Source organism: Psychrobacillus sp. Z3-81 (assembly GCF_056620325.1).
On sequence record NZ_JBWQPU010000002.1, the window covers coordinates 279,955 to 296,739 of the forward strand.

A 16,785-nucleotide genomic window follows, 5' to 3' on the forward strand; every position below is an offset into this window, starting at 1 on the left:
AAAAAGATAGCCCCTTCCATTTGAAGGGGCCGTAATTTTGTTATTAATATGGATCTGCTTCGCGACCTACATCTTCGGCACGGAGTGCAGCAGCATTTGCTCCTGGTGTGCTTTGGGACTCAGCACGCTTTTCTTCTTCCATTTCTTTCATCTTTTGTGCAATACCTTCTTTTACTCTGCGTCCGTAATCCTCATCCGCTTGTGTAAAGTGATAAATCATTGCTTCCTGGATTTTAGGATCACAGATAGATAAAGCTGCGGAAAGGTTTTTAATTAGCTCGTCTCTTTCCCAGTCTTCAAAGCTACGGTATGTCTCACCAGCTTGGCCATAGTTGTTTGTACGGTCAATTGGAGCGCTCACTACTTTATCATTGTAATGATGCTGATGTGGAACTCGGTCGGATGCATCCGCTTCCTTCAGTCCACCAATCATGGAAGGCTCATAGTTGATATGTGGATCGCCTCCTAACTCCTCTACCACATTTGGGGCCATTTGACCTCTATGCTGATTGGAGCGAACCTTAACCTTTGGTGCATTCACAGGAAGTTTTAAGTAATTTGCTCCTACACGGTAACGCTGAGTATCAGAGTAAGAGAATGTTCTTCCTTGAAGCATCTTATCTTCTGAGAAGTCCAGTCCATCCACTAATACTCCTGTTCCAAAAGCTGCTTGCTCGATATCTGCATGGTAATCAGTAGGGTTTCGATCTAACACCATTCTTCCGACTGGTAAGAATGGGAATTTATCAGTCGGCCATAATTTCGTGTCATCTAGAGGATCAAAGTCTAGCTCTGGATGCTCATCATCACTCATGATTTGAACACATAGTTCCCACTCTGGGTAATCTCCTCTTTCAATTGCTTCATATAAGTCTTGTGTTGCATGAGCAACATTTTTCGCCTGAATAGCATCCGCCTCTTCTTGTGTCAGATTTCGGATACCTTGCTTTGGCTCCCAATGATATTTGACAAGGACAGATTCTCCTTTATCATTTACCCATTTATAGGTATTTACACCAGAGCCTTGCATATGGCGATATGTAGCTGGAATACCCCATGGTGAGAATAAGAAAGTAATCATGTGAGTTGCTTCAGGTGTTCTAGAAACAAAGTCAAACATACGAGCAGGGCTTGGTATATTAGAAGCTGGATCCGCTTTAAATGCATGAATCATATCTGGGAATTTCATTGCATCGCGGATAAAGAAAATTTTAAGGTTATTACCCACTAAATCCCAGTTACCGTCCTCCGTATACATTTTTACTGCAAAGCCACGAGGGTCTCTGGCTGTTTCAGGAGAGTCCTTTGAACCAGCTACTGTTGAAAATCTAACTAATACTGGTGTTCGTTTCCCAGTTCCTGAGAATACCTTCGCACGTGTATATTTTTCTACTGGCTCATCGCCGACTTTTCCGTAGGTTTCAAAATATCCAAACGCTCCAGCTCCACGGGCATGTACAACTCGTTCTGGAACTTCTTCCCGGTCAAAGTGTGAAATTTTTTCTATAAAATGATAGTTTTCAAGGAGTGCAGGTCCTCGGTTGCCGATTGTTTTAATATTTTGATTGTCTGTTACGGGATGTCCCTGTCTTGTAGTAAGGGATTCTCTTTCTACTTCTTTTTCCATTTCATTTCTGATTTCTTTCTCATCAGCCAAAATGAAAACCTCCTTCGAATAAATGTCTGTTCCACTCCTTTAATTACCCTTTGAATAGTCTTTGAAACTAAAAAATAATAAAAAAGTATTTTTTTATTAAACTTTTTACTAGAATCAGGCATACCGTTTATGCAAGCTTCTCAATGCTTTTGACCTTTCCCATTATAGTAACTAATAGTAAAATGAAACCATTGGCGGAATTTACACGAAAGCATCAAGGAAAGGTGGAGGAGAGACTGTCCCATGGAAGGATTGAAGAATGCTTTACAACTAATCAAGCTTGGTGAAAAGCTGAAAATGGAAATGCGTCATAGCTGGCTATCGAATGGAAGAAATGAAAGTGTTGCTGAGCACACATGGCGTGTTTCATTAATGGCGATGGCAATTGAGCCTTATCTATCAAATAAAATGAATAGCGAAAAACTATTAAAGATGATTATTATCCATGATTTGGTTGAAGCTTACGCAACAGATATACCTGCATTTGACACAATGAATAATCCAGACGTAAAGGAGTTGAAGAGAAAGAACGAAATACAAGCAATTGAACAAATTCGTGATTTATTGGGTGGAGATCACGGCAAACGATTCTACGACCTTTGGTTTGAGTTTGAAGAGAAAGAAACATATGAAGCAAAGGTTGCCAATGCGCTTGATAAACTTGAAGCACAAATTCAGCATAATGAAGCTAATATTGATACATGGCTTCCCATTGAGCATCAAATGACATTCATGCTTGGTAAACACACAGCATTTGACCCCATTTTAGAAGAACTGAAGACGTTGATAGAAGAAGAAGGAGCAGAAAAATTTAAGAATGCGGGTATAGTGATTTAAATAACTGATCCGAGTTGCATAATTATCAGCTCGAATCAGTTAAGTATACGTTATTTAATAATTGGAGTTGAAGTAGCATTTACCCAATCTTCTATAAATGGAGCTTGGTGAGGATTAATATTGCTTGGGAGATCATTTTTACGGAAAAAACGAAGCTCTTGTCCTTCTCCTAGCTTTATATCTCCAGTAAAATCAGTAGCTAAGAAAATGATTTGCACACTGAAAACTTTGTCACCATTTGCATATTGTGCATAACCAGCACTACCTGAATACAGACCAAACAAGGAAATTTCTCGTAGCTGCAAATTAGTCTCTTCTAACACTTCTCGCTTAACCGCTTCCTCAAATGTCTCTCCCAAATCAAGCAAGCCGCCTGGGATTCCCCACTCATCAAAGTCCTCTCGCTTTAATAATAAAATCTGTCCTAGAGAATTTTCTATCATTGCTCCACAGCCAATCGTAAGCAATGTATCATTCCCGATCTTTTTTCTCATCGACCTTATATAATCCATCTTCAGCCACCTTTTTCTAATATAAGTAGGTCCACAGTGGTTCTTAGCACAATAGGTGGACATCTTTCATTTTCTCACAACCCACATTACCAGTTCCATCCTTTTATAAAAACGTCAGTCTTACAACAAATTTTCGAAAAAAACTAAGCAAATGAATCAGTTCATTTTTTCTGTTCTTCATAATATGGATTATGAAATGAAGGAGGTGTGCAGGATGAGTAATGGTGGATACTATGGACAAGGCGGATACGAAGGTGGATCTGGTGGTTATGGTCTAGGTTCTGGGTTTGCTTTATTGGTTGTTCTATTTATCTTATTAATTATCGTGGCAGCAAGCTTTGGATACGGTGGCGGTGGTTATGGTGGAGGAGCTTACTAATCTATGCTCCAAAAGACAGGTTTTTTAACCTGTCTTTTTTTAATGGATAAGAATGGACCAGAAAGGGCTTGGTTATTCTCTCTTATTTTACTTAGGGTTGCCCATTGAAACAGAAATAGAAGACATAAAAAAGCGAGTATGTAAGCCCCTTTTATCCACATACCCCTGAAGCAATCTCCTGTTACTAGTTACTTAAGCCCAAAAGAATCTCCTCAAAGCCTAATGAATCGATTAAAAAAACAAAAACTAATAGCATTAGTATTAGGTTATTGTCAATTTCTCTTGCACTAAAAACATATGACATTATGGCAAGGTTAACAGCTATAAGACCTATATTCATAGAATCACCAAATGTAACAGAGATATCTGTGCTAAGCAAATTTACTTTTTGCCAACATGTATGCTTGCACACTAAATAGTTGAGTAAGCTTTCCTTCTTCTATCTGACTATCCATCTCTTCCAAAGGTATACGCAGTACTTCGATTTCCTCTGTATTGTCCAATTCTTGTTCAAATGCTTGATAAGCGTCTTCTATCAAATAGCTAGTAACCTTGTTGTTTTGGGTAGCCGGATTTACAAAAAAGGAACCTAAGCAAATGGGTGTTTTAGAGGAGATATAACCTGTCTCTTCCTTCACTTCTCTTACAATTGCCTCTTCTGGCAATTCTCCTTCTTCAGGTGCTCCTGCTGGAATTTCTAAAAAGAAGTCATCTGCGCCATATCGATACTGTTTAATTAGAATGATTTCTCGATTTTGAGTTATGACTACAGCATTGACCCAGTCGACAAATTCATTCACGTGATACCCCTCTATCACAAGACCATTAGGTAGTTGACAAGTATCCTCTCGCAAGTTTCCAAACGGTGTTTTATATAAATAAGATGTTGCTAACGTTGTCCACTTTTTCATTTGTTTTCTCCTTTACTGATAGGTCCCATTACTAGTCAAACGAAGACCTTTTCCCGCCACTTGCCCATGCATTCCCGATAATATAAAAAAACATGATGTAAAATGGAAAGACAAGCTGCTGACTTAAGACCAAAAATCCTTGCCAAGGGAGTGGATCATCCATTGGATTCGTCAATGGAAATAAACTTTCAAATAAAAAGACGTAAAAGGAAAAGTATGGTATCCATAAGACCGCACTCCAAAATCTAGCTAATCGCCCCTCTAAAAAACGACCACTTAAGAAGGAAATCATGATAGCAAGTGTTATTAATAAGACACACTGTCCTATCACATTAATCCACATTGCATTTTCTTGATCCCACCTAAATACACGTAGGATACGATAAAAGTTTAACTGAAATTCGACCGCTACGAATAAAAAGAAACCGTAGACAGCACTTACTATATTCAACTTAACAAAATAACCTATTTTATTTGCTCCTTTTTCTCAAGCTTGCTTACTCCCACACTCTGGACAAAAATTGGCATGTAAAGGAATGGAAGCACCACATTTCATACAAAATTTAGTTTCTGATAAGCCTTGCTTGATCCCTTCACCTGCTGCCTTCATCTGTTCACGAATCATATCATTATTTGATTTTCTAATTTCCTTTTCGAAGCCAAAAGCCGTCAGAATAAACCCCACAAATATAACAGGAAAAGCGATAAATAAGAGCCAAAAAGAATTAGTTTCTTCGTAAAAATCTGCTGTAACAAATTGATAAAAAACAAGTATGGACGTTATTATTCCTACCAAGACAAAGGTTGGTCCAATAATCTTCAGCATCGTTACCCTCCCGATATGATGAGCTTAAAAAAATTCATATAATCCTTCTTCAAAATATGAAAACTCTTCGTTTGACATTCGTTTCGCTTCATACCCCAAATAAAAAGCATCCAAAAGAACAGGATCAGACAAGAATGCTCTAATCCCAAGTGCAACATCATAGCGTGGGTCTCCATAAGTACAGCCCGATAAATCAATTAAGCTACTAACTACTCCTTCACAAACAAGTACATTGTCGATTGTGCAATCTCCGTGAATGATTGTTTGTGGAATTGGGCTCGGTTTTTTCCCTTTCAACTTATCAAGCAGTAACTGATCTCCATCGACTTCAAAGTTAGCCAAGTTATAAGTGGCAGCAGCAAGTTGATCTTCAAGCCAGTTACGGGATAAATCCCAGCTCTTGGGTGGCTCAGTATGATGAAGTCGCTTCATTAATTGTCCAAATGACCGAGCTAGCTTAGACTTTTCCTCTACCGATGTACTTTCCAATAACGCCTGTCGAAGAGGGACTCCATATATTCTACTCATTAGTAAATAGCTATTATCCTCTTCCTCTATAAACCCATAATAGATAGGAGTGGGCAAATTTGTCTCTTCATTTAACACTCTTAACACTTCTGATTCCTTTCGCAACCAATTCCGATAAAGCGCATCACTTGCACGTTTGCATACGAATTCTCCTAGAGTTGACGTAAAAAAAGTAACTTCCGAAGTTGCACCTTGTTTTCTAGGGTAGCTAAAACTATGTATAGTTCCTATACGTTCTTGGAACAATACAGGAATATTCTTTTTATTATATATATTCACTCAAATCCCCCTCTCCTACATTATCCAACTTTTAGCAGACAGAAACAATAGATGTTTGTTTTTGATATAGAAAAATAGGGTATGGTCGAGTGACAAGAACACTCGAAAATCGGAAATGGAGGCTGACTATGTCCATTAGGAAATGGATTTACTTTGTAGGAACTGTTATCTTGTTGACTGGCTGCTCTAACTCTCCAGTTAGCATGGCAGAAGATGAAGCAGAATACACTTTGGAAAATATCGTGACAGACAATAAAGACATGTTAAATGAAAGAGTTCAGGTAGAGGACGCGTTTGAAACGATTAAATCTGTTAAAAAATTTAGTTTCATCACTCCAGATGATTATTTAGAAAAAGCATCTTTTATTTATTTCCCAGAAGAAAACCATTTGGAGTTCTATGAATCCTACAGTATTGAAGGAATATACAATACCATTGATTTAAGAACAAAGACTCGATACGACTCCAAGAAGGACTATGAGTTTAAACGAGATTCGTTAAACAATATACGCTCAGTGGTCCATCCAGAACTGTTAATTGAAATAGGTAAGTTTAAAGAGGAGGATTTTAGTATGATGCTTGCCAAGGAGCAGGATAACATTTTATATGAAAGCACATACTCCCACAAAGACTTTACCAATGATTTAATGGACCAAGTAGCTCATTCCTTAAAAAATGAGCAGGATGGTGTTTATGATTTATATTTTGACCGTATCTTAATTGATTATAGTAAAGTGAAATTTCCTAAGTTAGCCCCTAAACGAATTAACATACGTTCTATCTCCTCTTCTTTTAGTGAAGTAAGCGGCTATAGCTTAGAGCTAACCTATACGACTCCAGACGATATAGAATTTATCTATACCATTCGGGATACAGAGCAGATAGAGGATCAATATCAGAAACAAGTAGTAGAGCTGGTTAAGGATATAGAAGTGACTCAATATTTTAATGAGTATAATGACGGCTTCCATGTTTATATGTGGACCGATGGCATTCATTTTTACGAATTAAAAAACAGCTTACAAACTAGCCCTACAGAAAAGGAGCATATATACAACATAATCGAGTCCTCTCTAACTGATCGTCGAGAATTTGATAACCCCTCGTTATTTAAACCGACCAATACCAAGCCAACTCTAACGAGTGAGGACCAAGAGATACGTGATAAAATAAAAATGTTTAGTAAATAAAGTGAAACTTTGATTGGTGGGGGTTTGCTTTCATCCCCCACCAATCATTAGTTGAACCAATCGGGCTTTTAGGGACAGTTGAGCTCCCACGTAGCTGTCTCATTTCTTTTGCCTTCTTGAAGTGGGAGTTTACTGTCCCTTAATGCGGGGTAAATTTACTAGCAAGCTTACTATATTGTATAATGGAAAGTAACATACTATCCAAATGCTATCTAGGGTTCCGCAATTCTATTGGTCTGGACCGAGAGAAAGCTCACAGCTATCATGCTGTGTCACGGAGGGATAAAAGCCCGGGAGAAACTGACAATACAGTTTTCTCTCTGGGCTTTTTTGTTTATCAATTTGGAAAGGTGGCGTCAAACGATGAAGAAAGAATGGATAAAGGTGGTTATAGCAGCATGCTTTGAGGTACTATGGGTCATCGGCTTAAAGCATGCAGATAACATTTGGAGCTGGAGCGGCACTATCCTTTCCATCGCAGTCAGCTTCTATCTTCTGATAGCAGCAGGGAGAAGACTTCCCGTAGGAACGGTATATGCAGTATTTGTCGGGTTAGGAACAGCGGGCACCGTTCTATCTGAAAGCTTAGTCTTCGGGGAGCCATTGCAACCTGAAAAAATATTGCTGATTCTAGTTTTATTAATCGGAGTGATAGGCTTGAAGATTGTCACGGAAGATAAAGAACAAAAGGAGGAAAGTTAGATGGCGTGGTTCGCGTTATTAATAGCAGGTATATGTGAGATGTTTGGAGTTGCAATGATTAATAAGCTTAATAAGGAAAGAAAATGGCAATCTCTTGTTTTATTAGTATTGAGTTTTGGAGCAAGCTTTTTACTTCTGGCGTATTCCATGAAGACATTGCCAATGAGCATATGCAATCTGGACTGGGATAGGTGCTTCTGGAGGAGCTATTTTAAGCATGATTTTTTATAAGGAAGCAAAGGATTGGAGACGTCTTTTCTTTATAGGTCTTGTTCTCGCTTCCGCAATCGGCTTGAAGCTAGTTTCTTGATAGTAACTAAAAAATCCTGCAGGTAGGATATCTTTCCAAGCTGCAGGATTAGTTTTACTAGAAAATAATGCGCATTTTAATGCCTTCCTCGTGCTCCAAAGCAAAAAAACTATCGAGTTTCATCTCGATAGTTCATTTTCAACTAATGGTACTAGTTTTCTGGGAATAGAAATATAACCATGCTTCTAAAATACCTGCTGCACAATTTTTAGACGCACGAAAAATCATCTTATGATTTGGCACCTCTAATAGCTCAGGCTGTGCATTCGCCACAATGACAGACGGATAGCCTAGCGTAAGCATTTCTTGATCGTTACCTGAATCACCTGCAATTAAGATGGAAGCATCCGGAGTAACATAGTGATCAATTATATATTGAATAGCGGAACCCTTTCCGCTACCCTTTGGTAATATATCTAAATCTCTTCCTGAACTAAATATTAATTTGTGAGACAAGCCTTTATCGTTGAGTTGTTGTTTGATGGAAGGTATAACTTCTTCATTGGACACATAGAAGGATACCCTGCAATCTGTTGGAAGTGTTTGTGGAGATATACTAGGATACTGTAAGATGAGTTGCTTTATAGCATTTGGCTCCCAATCCTCATTCATTTTTTGGGTCCACTCTTTATCCTCCTCAAGCTGTGGACCTTTGTATATCCTTGTACCAACATCCGTAATTAGGAATGCTGGAGTAGGCAAGCCTTCCGCCTTCATTAGCTCAAGGGCAGAATCACGATGCCTGCCAGTAACATATACGATTGTCACCTCATCTGGGAGCGTCTTATAGTATTCTAGTAAATCTAGTAAACCTTGCTTGTCCCCGACAAGGGTTCCATCAAGATCTGTGAATAGTACTTGCGAAATCATTTTCATGTAGCAATTCCTCGTATGTTTTATCCATATTTTGTGCAATTGATGTCCAATTAAATAATCTCTTTGCTCTTACTGCCGCTTCTCTACCTAAACGTCTAGCAAGTAGGTTATCATTCACTAATGTAGAGATAGCTTCTGATAACTCCTCAGGATTCTTCGGTTCCACTGTGAGCCCCGTCTCGCCATCAGCTACTACATCCTTTAATCCACCAACAGCTGAAGCAATAACTGGAGTACCGCATGCCTGTGCTTCTGCAGCTACCATACCAAAGGACTCATAATAGGAAGGCACAATAACCGACGTTGCTTTTTGGAATAAACCACTCAGTCCATCTTGAGATTGAGGACCAATAAAGCGAACTGAATCCTCCACCCCTTCAATTTGTTTACGCAAGGCTGGATTTTTAGGCAATCCACTTTCCAAATCAATTTCCTCTTTATTACCACCTGCTAAAATCAAATCAACTTCTAGGTCCGGTGATTCTGTCTTCAGCTTTTTATAGGCTTCTAACAATGTATGAATGCCTTTCGTTTCTTCTAATCTACCCGCATAAACGAGCAAGGGCTTTTCGGTATTTTTTTTCTTAGGTGCTTGTTGGAATTGTTCGGCTACCCCAATAGAAACAACTTCCACATTTACTTCTTTACCAGCAAAATCTAAGATAATATTTTTCTCTGTTTCCGTAGTCGCAATTACCTTGTCTGCAGATTTTAACACTGCTTTTTCTGCCTCTAAACGATTTTCTTCCACTTTTCCAGTAGCCATCTTCTTTGCTATTCCAAGAGAATGTGATGTGTGAACTAACGGAATACCGTATTCTCTTTGTATTCTCATCCCAAGTAGCCCTGACATCCAGTAATGAGAATGAATTACATCATATCTGTGTAATGGTAATGTCTTTTCTAGCTCTTTATAAAAAGCGGGAAGTAAGTGGTATATCTCTGCTTTCGGCACATATCCTTTATGTCCAGCAGCTATGCGGAATACTCTTGATAATTTCCCTATTTTCTCCACCCTTGGGGCATCTGGGTTACACCAATGAGTAACCACATCCACAGCAATACCTCTTCTTCCAAGAGCCAGTGCCAGTTCTTTTACGTAATTGTTTTGACCTCCAGCTTGTTTTCCACCTAACTTTTCAAGTGGGTCACCGTGCTCTGAAATAAATAGGATTCTTTTCCACATATTTAGCCTCTCCCCTCTTAAAATAGCTCTTACTATTACGTACCCGAGAGAGGAAAGACCTAAACGTTACATTTTCATTACAATTCATTTTGGTCGATGCACCTATTCATAAAGATATTAAAAAGACTTTAGACCTAAATATAAAATTTATCATAATATTTTTTTGAAATAATTATATTTTTTGTCGAAGAGCGAAGTTTTCATCACTACACTCAAAATGAATAAGATTTTAATAATAAGTTCAGCGCTTCAAAGAATCATTATATGCCATTTGTATTCATAAGCACTATTCTCCATCCATCTGGGTCTTCGATTGTAAATCCGTTTACAGCCCAGTATGGATTTTCTGGCTCTGTACATTCATATCCCATTTGACGTAAGTGAGCGATTTTTATCTGAATCTGATCCAAATTAGGCATATAAAATACGAGAAGATTATCTTTACTAGGCGGAGGAAAAAATACTTTCTCCTTATACTCCGTAAATTCTAAATGGTAGTGAGAATTAGGTAATCCTATCATGATTCCTGAATAACCATCATGGTCCTTAAACCTATCGATAATAGTTAATCCTAATCCATCCACGTAAAATGAAACAATCTCTTTTAATTGATTAGTCGGACGTGCAAATCGTACCTGAACTGTATCCATGCCGGCTGGCCATTTATCCATAAAAAGACACCTACCTTTTTCTAAATATTACAAAGAAAAAAGGTAAGTGTCTCTACAACAAATGGATGATATAAAAGTACTCCATACTAAATATGCTTTACCGGAACAATCGGTTGAGGAGCTTTTTACCTTCCTCATGGGTAATCACTTTCTTGTGAATGCCTTTCAAGATAGCTTTCCAGCTTGCTAAGATGACTATGTAAAGATGGCCCTCATTTGCAAAATCCTTTATGATCTCCTCAAAATGATGATTCCGCTCATAAGGCTTCTCTTCACTAAGCAATAAACAGAGGTCTTTTTGTACTGCAAAATTAAGTGCAGTGATAAGGGCGGCCTTTAAAGCCTCTTCCTTATCATCAAATAATGATGCTGCTCCCTCCATTCGATCGATTATCCTCTGCTCCATCTCGGTCCTTATCAACTCATATAAGTTCGCTTTAGAGCCGAAATGATGGTAGATTGCTCCTGTTGTTACCTCAGCCTCCCTTGCAAGCTCTACGATATTCGTTTGTTCGTATCCGTTTTGACTAAATTGACTGATGGCAACTTGAATAATTTTATCTTTGGTTGTACCTGGTATCGGAATCCAATTTTTCATAGAACAAGGATAGCATATTTTTTTACATACGTAAATAAATTATGATTGACATAAACGGTTTATGTAATACATAATTAATTGACTGAAAATTTAAAGTAGGAGGAATAAAAGATGAAATTAGCATTTATAGATTACCCAGTAAAGGATTTAAAAAAATCTATCACATTTTACAGAGATACCTTGGGCTTGGAAGAGGCCTGGAGAGAAGGAGACCATACAGTGGCCTTCAAGCTACCAGGAAGTGATGTTCAGCTGATGATTGAAAATGACGAATATGGAACTGAACCAGGAGCAGTATTCCTAGTGGATAGTGTTGATCAGTTCTTTGAAGAACGCAAGGAGCAATTACAGTTTGTAAAGGAGCCCGTAGATATACCACCTGGTCGCTATGCAATTTTTCAAGATGCAGATGGCAATTTAATCAGAATACTGGACTTTACAAATGAATAGACCAGATAAACAAATTATAGCAATGGGTGGCGGAGGATTTTCCATGGAGCCAGACAACCCTTTGCTAGATCAATATATACTTGGATTGGTAAAAAAGAAGCTGCCAAAAATATGTTTTGTTCCTACTGCAAGTGGAGATCAGGACAATTACATAGAGCGCTTTTATCGTTTTTTTCGCCAGCAGCCCTGTACTCCAACCCATCTTTCCCTGTTCGATGCAAACTTTGAAAACTTAGAGGAGTTTATTATGGAGCAGGATATTATCTATGTAGGGGGTGGCAGCACACGTAACATGCTGGTCCTCTGGAAAGAATGGGGCCTTGATAACATCCTGGAGAAAGCTTATCACGCTGGAATTATCCTAGCAGGCTTAAGTGCAGGAGCTATCTGCTGGTTCGAGGAGGGAGTTACTAATCCAAAGAATGGAGAGCTTTATCCAATTAATGGACTTGGTTTTCTATCTGGGAGTGTTTGTCCGCATTACGATGGTGAAAATGAAAGAAGACCAGCCTTTCACAAGCTAATAAGTGATCAAACAATTGGGAATGGCTATGGGATTCAAGATAGTGCAGCGCTTCATTTTGTGAACGGCACGCTTTATAAGATCATCTGCTCTAAAGAACAGAAAACGGCATATTTAGTCAAGAAAGAGTCGGATTTTGTAATAGAAATACCTTTAAACATGGTATTTTTAGGCGATATATAGCGAAAAGTTTTTATTATTTCTTGCATGAACTGACAAACTTCTTAAAAAAAGTATTTTATACTAGGAAAGTTGCTTCTATTTCTTTCACTTTACTGACTTTATTCGAAGCTAAATTTCATGTATGGAGGAACTTTTGGTGAAACAAAGCGTAATGTACAAATCTCTTCTTACAGAGATAGGGATCAAACAACAAGACATGTATAAAAAGGCTAACGACCTTGGATTATCGCATCCTGCTGTCGTAGCCTGTAGTCAAGAGCTTGACAGATTATTAAACAAATACCAGCAAAGAGCAAGCTAATAAATTTACATGTCAAATTAGGTTCTTTTGTATAAAAGAACCTAAAGAGTGTCGATAAAGCAAAGTCGCTGGTACCGACACTCTCATACATAATTTCGGTTTTTCTTCGCTTGTAAAAATGGGCTTAGTAGTCTGCTCATTTCCTGTTGAAAGGCCAGCAGTCCATTCTTATTTATGCAGCTATCCTTCCCCTCATATATTGCTAATGCCTCTTTTATCGTTTGACTATGTGAAGGAAATGCTGATATCCCCCATTTGCCACCTGCCCTCTTTCCGATAATAGATCCATCACATAAGTACTTATATACCCGCAACAAATTCAGCACATAGTAATTCGGATTTTCCTCTATCCTATGTAAGCCATCTTGAATATCATGGAGAAGTGCATCTACGTAATCCTCTCGTGGAATCAAAGGAAATATCGACTCTATTTCTGGCCCCTCTAATACGATTCCAGCATGTTTTACAACTGTTAAGTGAGCTGCCAAATCAGGATCTTTCTGTACAGGGATATCCTGATACGTTTTATTGCCTTCGTAAAATGCTCTCCAGTATTCACTAAAATGATAGGTAAACGATGATGGATGCGTCCAGCTAGTTAGATGGTTCACCGAAAGGATACTTACTTCAATTGGAAATGTTTTTGTAGAGCGTAGAAGAAAAAGCTTAGTGATATTTTCTTTTACTTGCTTGCTTGATTCATCTTGAACAACAATTAGCAAATCCAGGTCACTAGAGTTAAGCTGAAACCCACCTAAAGCGAGAGAGCCATGTATATAGGCTCCCACATACTGACTCCCTATCTTATCTTTCACTTCCTTGTTTAATTCGTACACTTGTTTTCGAAAAGACTTAGGCAGGTCGTTCCAATAAAAACTCATATACTCCTCCTTATTTTTTAGTGAAAAAGCTTTTTCCTAAGGTTTCCACTGTCTTTGGCATGACTGCATATAGCCTGCTCGTTATGCTCATATAGAAAGGGATATCTACTTCTCTTTTTGGTTTTTCTATCACTTTCATGATTGCTCGCACTACTTGTTCCGGCTGCAAGAGATGGCTCTTCATTCTGTTTCGATAGGTAGAGGTTTGATCTGCCAAATCTAAGAATGGCGTGTCGATCGGACCTGGATTAATAGTAGAAACAAAAATGCCATGCTCCTTAAGCTCCATCCGCGCTGCATTTGCAAAGCCCAATATCGCATGCTTGGTAGCAGCATAGACAGAGGCCTTTGGGGTTGCTACCTTACCGGCTTGCGATGCGATGAAAATTAAGTGTCCCCTACCTCTTTCCTTCATTTTCTCTGCAAAATACTTAGATAATTTGATAGGGGCTGACACATTGATCTGTAGCATATCATTTATTTTGCTTTCAGGCAGATCGGTTAGATATGCAAAGGTTCCAATACCCGCATTCAGGACAACTGTATCTGGCACACCAACCCTTGCAAAAAGCTCCTCATAGGATTCAACAGATGCTAAATCAGCTTGTATTGTTTGGATTCCTTGCTCTTGGAGGTTCTCTAACACTTCTCTGTTTCTACCAGTAGCCCAAACCTCATGTCCCTCTTGCTTTAGTCTCTGTACTAATAACAAACCAACGCCACTAGTGGCACCAGTCACTAAGATTTTTTTAGCATACTTCATAATAAAGGATACCTCTTTCATCTCGACGTTCACGTATAAGCTGCTCATCCATTAAAAAATCCAGCTGGCCAATGGTTTCCGATAGCGTAAGGCCCAGCTCCTTTTCATAAACCTTTGGAAAAAGCTGCTGGGTAAGCTGATAAACCGTTTTCTCTCCTTCTTTCACCATTTCTAACACCTTCAAAGCTCTCTCCCTTTGTCGCTCTAATCGGTAGGAAATGAGACTAGAAACCCCTTCTACTTCGTCTCCATGACCAGCATACACCTTTCGAACATCCAATAGCTGAACCTTTTTCAAGGAGGCGTTGTATTGAAGCATAGATTTCGGTCTTGGCGCGCCTATAGGAAGTGGTGGTTCAATTAATGGATTAGAGGATATTTTATCTAAAATATGATCTCCTCCTATGAGAACTCCTTCTTTTTCATTCCATAAGGAAATATGACTTTGCGCATGTCCTAAAGTTTCTATCACCTTATAACCAGGTAGCCCAGGCACAGAATCATTTTCCTTTAAAAAACTATCTAGCTTTCTATTGCCTATAAAATGGATGGGCCTTCTCATCTTCTTCACCCAATTCAGATATTCGGTGGGTACCCCTTCCTCTAGCAAGCATTTGGTATAAAAATCATCATGATATTGAAAAAATGCTTCCTCTTTTTCCAGCCAAACTTGGTTATAGCTATGACCAAAAAGCTTTGCGTTTGGAAAATAATCGACTAAACCAGCGTGATCTGGATGATGGTGCGTCAGTATTACCTGCTCCACATCACTTATTTGATAGCCAACCTCTTCTATTCCTTTTTGAAGAGCCAGCAAAGCCTCCTCTGTCTTTGTACCCGCATCCACTAATGTTAGAGAGTCACCCTTCATCAAATAAGCGTTTACATCTCCAACTGCAAAAGGGGTAGGTAATGTAATTTTATGTATCATCGAAAAACTCCTTACGATATGAATGACTATTCATTTTATTGTACCTTTTTTTATGGAGACAGTCACTAACTAGTATTGACTTTTCTATCTCAGTTCTCTATAATTTCATTAATCAAAAAATTTAAGCCAAGACGAAGACTAGTATACAACTTGATGGAGAAAAGAGAGTGAAATGACCCGCTGAAAGTTTCACCTCCCGCTCATTTGTAGAACCTGCTTCTGAGCTACTATGAAAACATAGTCGTGACTTCGCGATAAGGAGACAAGAGATGTACTGGTTATTCCAGTAAATGTAGGTGGTACCGCGGAAGTAGACGCTTTCGTCCTTATAGATGAGGATGATAGCGTCTTTTTATGTTCAAATAGAAAAGGAGGAATTGGCTTGAGAAGGATTGTTTTTGTGGGAGCAGGCTCTATGGCAGAGGCATTAATCAAGGGAATACTGAAGGAAAAAAAGATAGCTCCCAAAGATATGTTTGTGATGAATCGATCTGATGTTGATCAGCTGAACAAATTAAAACAAACGTATCAAATACAGATTGTTTGCCCTAAAAGGATAGCCCTCAAAGAGGCTGACTTGGTCGTACTAGCAGTCAAACCAAAGGACGTGAACAGTGCTTGTCAGGAAATCAAACCTTTCCTCTCTCAGAGTGCAGCTATCATATCTGTCGTTGCTGGTGTGTCTATTCAGACACTTTCCTCTCTTTTAGGAGATAGACCAGTTGCAAGAGTGATGCCAAACACCTCCGCTTCTGTAGGCTTGAGTGCTTCTGCTATCTGTTGGAACAAGCTGGTGACTGGTGATCAACAGCAGCTAATCACAGACCTTCTACAAGCAATTGGCACCGTAGAGCTTGTTGAAGAAGAGGATATGCACATAGTAACAGCGCTATCCGGAAGTGGGCCTGCCTACTTATATTATTTTGCAGAACAATTTGAAAAGGCAGCAGTGCAGCATGACCTTCACCCTAAAATTGCACGGGATCTATTTATCCAAACGATGGAGGGAGCTGTGGAAATGCTGAAAAATGGAGAAGCGGAGCCTAAGGAGCTGAGAAAAAGAGTTACCAGCCCAGGAGGTACAACAGAAGCTGGAATTGAACAGCTTATTCAATATAAAGTTGATGAAGCTATCTTTGCTTGTATTGATGCTGCCCAAAACAAATCGAGAATTCTTGGTAAACAATATGATAAATAGAAAGTGTGGTTGAACAAATGGATAATTCGTATGCAGTTGGTTGGGGTACTCTTATGCTGATCAATGCAGGAATAGCACAGGGTAAAAACAGAA

The 16,785-nt window shown here is 38.8% G+C and carries 21 protein-coding genes, 1 pseudogene, 1 riboswitch and 1 other annotated feature; of the genes and pseudogenes, 9 read left to right on the forward strand and 13 right to left on the reverse strand.

Annotated features, from left to right (window positions below):
- Window positions 1-43: 43 nt before the first annotated feature.
- Window positions 44-1,657, reverse strand: a complete 1,614-nt coding sequence (locus tag AC1ECF_RS03600; protein WP_480388025.1) for a catalase — start codon at window positions 1,655-1,657, stop codon at window positions 44-46.
- Window positions 1,658-1,900: 243 nt separating this feature from the next.
- On the opposite strand from AC1ECF_RS03600, the gene AC1ECF_RS03605 reads away from it, so the two are divergent.
- Complete coding sequence (locus tag AC1ECF_RS03605; protein ID WP_480388026.1) at window positions 1,901-2,494, forward strand: HD domain-containing protein; 594 nt, start codon at window positions 1,901-1,903, stop codon at window positions 2,492-2,494.
- Window positions 2,495-2,544: 50 nt separating this feature from the next.
- Here AC1ECF_RS03605 and AC1ECF_RS03610 read toward each other — a convergent pair whose 3' ends face one another.
- Window positions 2,545-3,006: an NUDIX hydrolase gene (locus AC1ECF_RS03610; protein WP_480388027.1), complete on the reverse strand. Its 462-nt coding sequence runs from the start codon at window positions 3,004-3,006 to the stop codon at window positions 2,545-2,547.
- Window positions 3,007-3,220: 214 nt separating this feature from the next.
- Between AC1ECF_RS03610 and AC1ECF_RS03615 the strand changes: the two genes are divergently transcribed.
- Entirely contained in the window at window positions 3,221-3,385 is a 165-nt protein-coding gene (locus tag AC1ECF_RS03615) for a YjcZ family sporulation protein (protein ID WP_480388028.1), read from the forward strand.
- A 371-nt stretch (window positions 3,386-3,756) separates the two neighbouring features.
- Here the strand turns inward: AC1ECF_RS03615 and AC1ECF_RS03620 are convergent, their stop codons facing one another.
- From AC1ECF_RS03620 to AC1ECF_RS03635, 4 genes are read right to left on the reverse strand one after another with little or no spacing between them, the layout of a single operon-like run.
- Complete coding sequence (locus AC1ECF_RS03620) at window positions 3,757-4,296, reverse strand: NUDIX hydrolase (protein WP_480388029.1); 540 nt, start codon at window positions 4,294-4,296, stop codon at window positions 3,757-3,759.
- Window positions 4,297-4,327: 31 nt separating this feature from the next.
- The gene (locus AC1ECF_RS03625; protein ID WP_480388030.1) at window positions 4,328-4,747 is read right to left on the reverse strand and encodes a hypothetical protein; all 420 of its coding nucleotides are present in this window, start codon (window positions 4,745-4,747) and stop codon (window positions 4,328-4,330) included.
- A 36-nt stretch (window positions 4,748-4,783) separates the two neighbouring features.
- Window positions 4,784-5,122: a zinc ribbon domain-containing protein gene (locus AC1ECF_RS03630; RefSeq protein ID WP_480388031.1), complete on the reverse strand. Its 339-nt coding sequence runs from the start codon at window positions 5,120-5,122 to the stop codon at window positions 4,784-4,786.
- Between the two features lie 24 nt (window positions 5,123-5,146).
- On the reverse strand, window positions 5,147-5,929 hold the full coding sequence (locus AC1ECF_RS03635) for a phosphotransferase family protein (RefSeq protein ID WP_480388032.1): 783 nt from the start codon (window positions 5,927-5,929) through the stop codon (window positions 5,147-5,149).
- 128 nt (window positions 5,930-6,057) lie between these two features.
- On the opposite strand from AC1ECF_RS03635, the gene AC1ECF_RS03640 reads away from it, so the two are divergent.
- The 3 genes and pseudogenes from AC1ECF_RS03640 (at window position 6,058) to AC1ECF_RS03650 (ending at window position 8,131) form a co-directional block, all read left to right on the forward strand.
- The gene (locus AC1ECF_RS03640) at window positions 6,058-7,119 is read left to right on the forward strand and encodes a hypothetical protein (RefSeq protein ID WP_480388033.1); all 1,062 of its coding nucleotides are present in this window, start codon (window positions 6,058-6,060) and stop codon (window positions 7,117-7,119) included.
- A gap of 201 nt (window positions 7,120-7,320) precedes the next feature.
- Window positions 7,321-7,418, forward strand: a riboswitch (guanidine-I (ykkC/yxkD leader).
- 64 nt (window positions 7,419-7,482) lie between these two features.
- Window positions 7,483-7,821 (forward strand): DMT family transporter, encoded by a 339-nt coding sequence (locus AC1ECF_RS03645; protein WP_480388034.1) that lies wholly within the window; start codon window positions 7,483-7,485, stop codon window positions 7,819-7,821.
- A pseudogene (locus AC1ECF_RS03650) lies at window positions 7,822-8,131 on the forward strand (DMT family transporter).
- A gap of 138 nt (window positions 8,132-8,269) precedes the next feature.
- Here the strand turns inward: AC1ECF_RS03650 and AC1ECF_RS03655 are convergent.
- The 4 genes from AC1ECF_RS03655 to AC1ECF_RS03670 all read right to left on the reverse strand — a co-directional run bounded on the left by AC1ECF_RS03655 (window position 8,270) and on the right by AC1ECF_RS03670 (window position 11,462).
- Window positions 8,270-9,007, reverse strand: coding sequence for an HAD-IIB family hydrolase (locus tag AC1ECF_RS03655; protein WP_480388035.1), 738 nt, complete (start codon window positions 9,005-9,007; stop codon window positions 8,270-8,272).
- The gene (locus AC1ECF_RS03660; protein ID WP_480388036.1) at window positions 8,970-10,193 is read right to left on the reverse strand and encodes a glycosyltransferase; all 1,224 of its coding nucleotides are present in this window, start codon (window positions 10,191-10,193) and stop codon (window positions 8,970-8,972) included. Before AC1ECF_RS03660 ends, AC1ECF_RS03655 begins: the two co-directional genes overlap by 38 nt.
- A 260-nt stretch (window positions 10,194-10,453) precedes the next feature.
- Complete coding sequence (locus AC1ECF_RS03665) at window positions 10,454-10,864, reverse strand: VOC family protein (protein WP_480388037.1); 411 nt, start codon at window positions 10,862-10,864, stop codon at window positions 10,454-10,456.
- A 97-nt stretch (window positions 10,865-10,961) separates the two neighbouring features.
- Window positions 10,962-11,462: a TetR/AcrR family transcriptional regulator gene (locus AC1ECF_RS03670; RefSeq protein WP_480388038.1), complete on the reverse strand. Its 501-nt coding sequence runs from the start codon at window positions 11,460-11,462 to the stop codon at window positions 10,962-10,964.
- A 111-nt stretch (window positions 11,463-11,573) separates the two neighbouring features.
- On the opposite strand from AC1ECF_RS03670, the gene AC1ECF_RS03675 reads away from it, so the two are divergent.
- From AC1ECF_RS03675 to AC1ECF_RS03685, 3 genes are all read left to right on the forward strand, one after another.
- On the forward strand, window positions 11,574-11,912 hold the full coding sequence (locus AC1ECF_RS03675) for a VOC family protein (protein ID WP_480388039.1): 339 nt from the start codon (window positions 11,574-11,576) through the stop codon (window positions 11,910-11,912).
- Window positions 11,905-12,618 carry a Type 1 glutamine amidotransferase-like domain-containing protein gene (locus tag AC1ECF_RS03680; protein WP_480388040.1) on the forward strand — a complete coding sequence of 238 codons (714 nt, stop codon included), beginning with the start codon at window positions 11,905-11,907 and terminating at the stop codon, window positions 12,616-12,618. The genes AC1ECF_RS03675 and AC1ECF_RS03680 overlap by 8 nt, the downstream gene beginning before the upstream one ends.
- 151 nt (window positions 12,619-12,769) lie before the next feature.
- Window positions 12,770-12,919 carry a Spo0E family sporulation regulatory protein-aspartic acid phosphatase gene (locus tag AC1ECF_RS03685; RefSeq protein WP_480388113.1) on the forward strand — a complete coding sequence of 50 codons (150 nt, stop codon included), beginning with the start codon at window positions 12,770-12,772 and terminating at the stop codon, window positions 12,917-12,919.
- Between the two features lie 83 nt (window positions 12,920-13,002).
- On the opposite strand, the gene AC1ECF_RS03690 is transcribed toward AC1ECF_RS03685, so the two are convergent.
- The 3 genes from AC1ECF_RS03690 to AC1ECF_RS03700 are packed head-to-tail and all read right to left on the reverse strand — an operon-like array spanning window position 13,003 to window position 15,494.
- Window positions 13,003-13,800 (reverse strand): aminoglycoside adenylyltransferase domain-containing protein, encoded by a 798-nt coding sequence (locus tag AC1ECF_RS03690; RefSeq protein WP_480388041.1) that lies wholly within the window; start codon window positions 13,798-13,800, stop codon window positions 13,003-13,005.
- A gap of 10 nt (window positions 13,801-13,810) precedes the next feature.
- Window positions 13,811-14,563 (reverse strand): SDR family NAD(P)-dependent oxidoreductase, encoded by a 753-nt coding sequence (locus tag AC1ECF_RS03695; RefSeq protein WP_480388042.1) that lies wholly within the window; start codon window positions 14,561-14,563, stop codon window positions 13,811-13,813.
- On the reverse strand, window positions 14,550-15,494 hold the full coding sequence (locus tag AC1ECF_RS03700) for an MBL fold metallo-hydrolase (RefSeq protein WP_480388043.1): 945 nt from the start codon (window positions 15,492-15,494) through the stop codon (window positions 14,550-14,552). Before AC1ECF_RS03700 ends, AC1ECF_RS03695 begins: the two co-directional genes overlap by 14 nt.
- Window positions 15,495-15,613: 119 nt before the next feature.
- Window positions 15,614-15,825 (forward strand) — a binding site (T-box leader).
- A 51-nt stretch (window positions 15,826-15,876) separates the two neighbouring features.
- Here AC1ECF_RS03700 and proC point away from each other — a divergent pair.
- Entirely contained in the window at window positions 15,877-16,692 is an 816-nt protein-coding gene (gene proC, locus AC1ECF_RS03705) for a pyrroline-5-carboxylate reductase (protein ID WP_480388044.1), read from the forward strand.
- Window positions 16,693-16,785 lie beyond the last annotated feature (93 nt).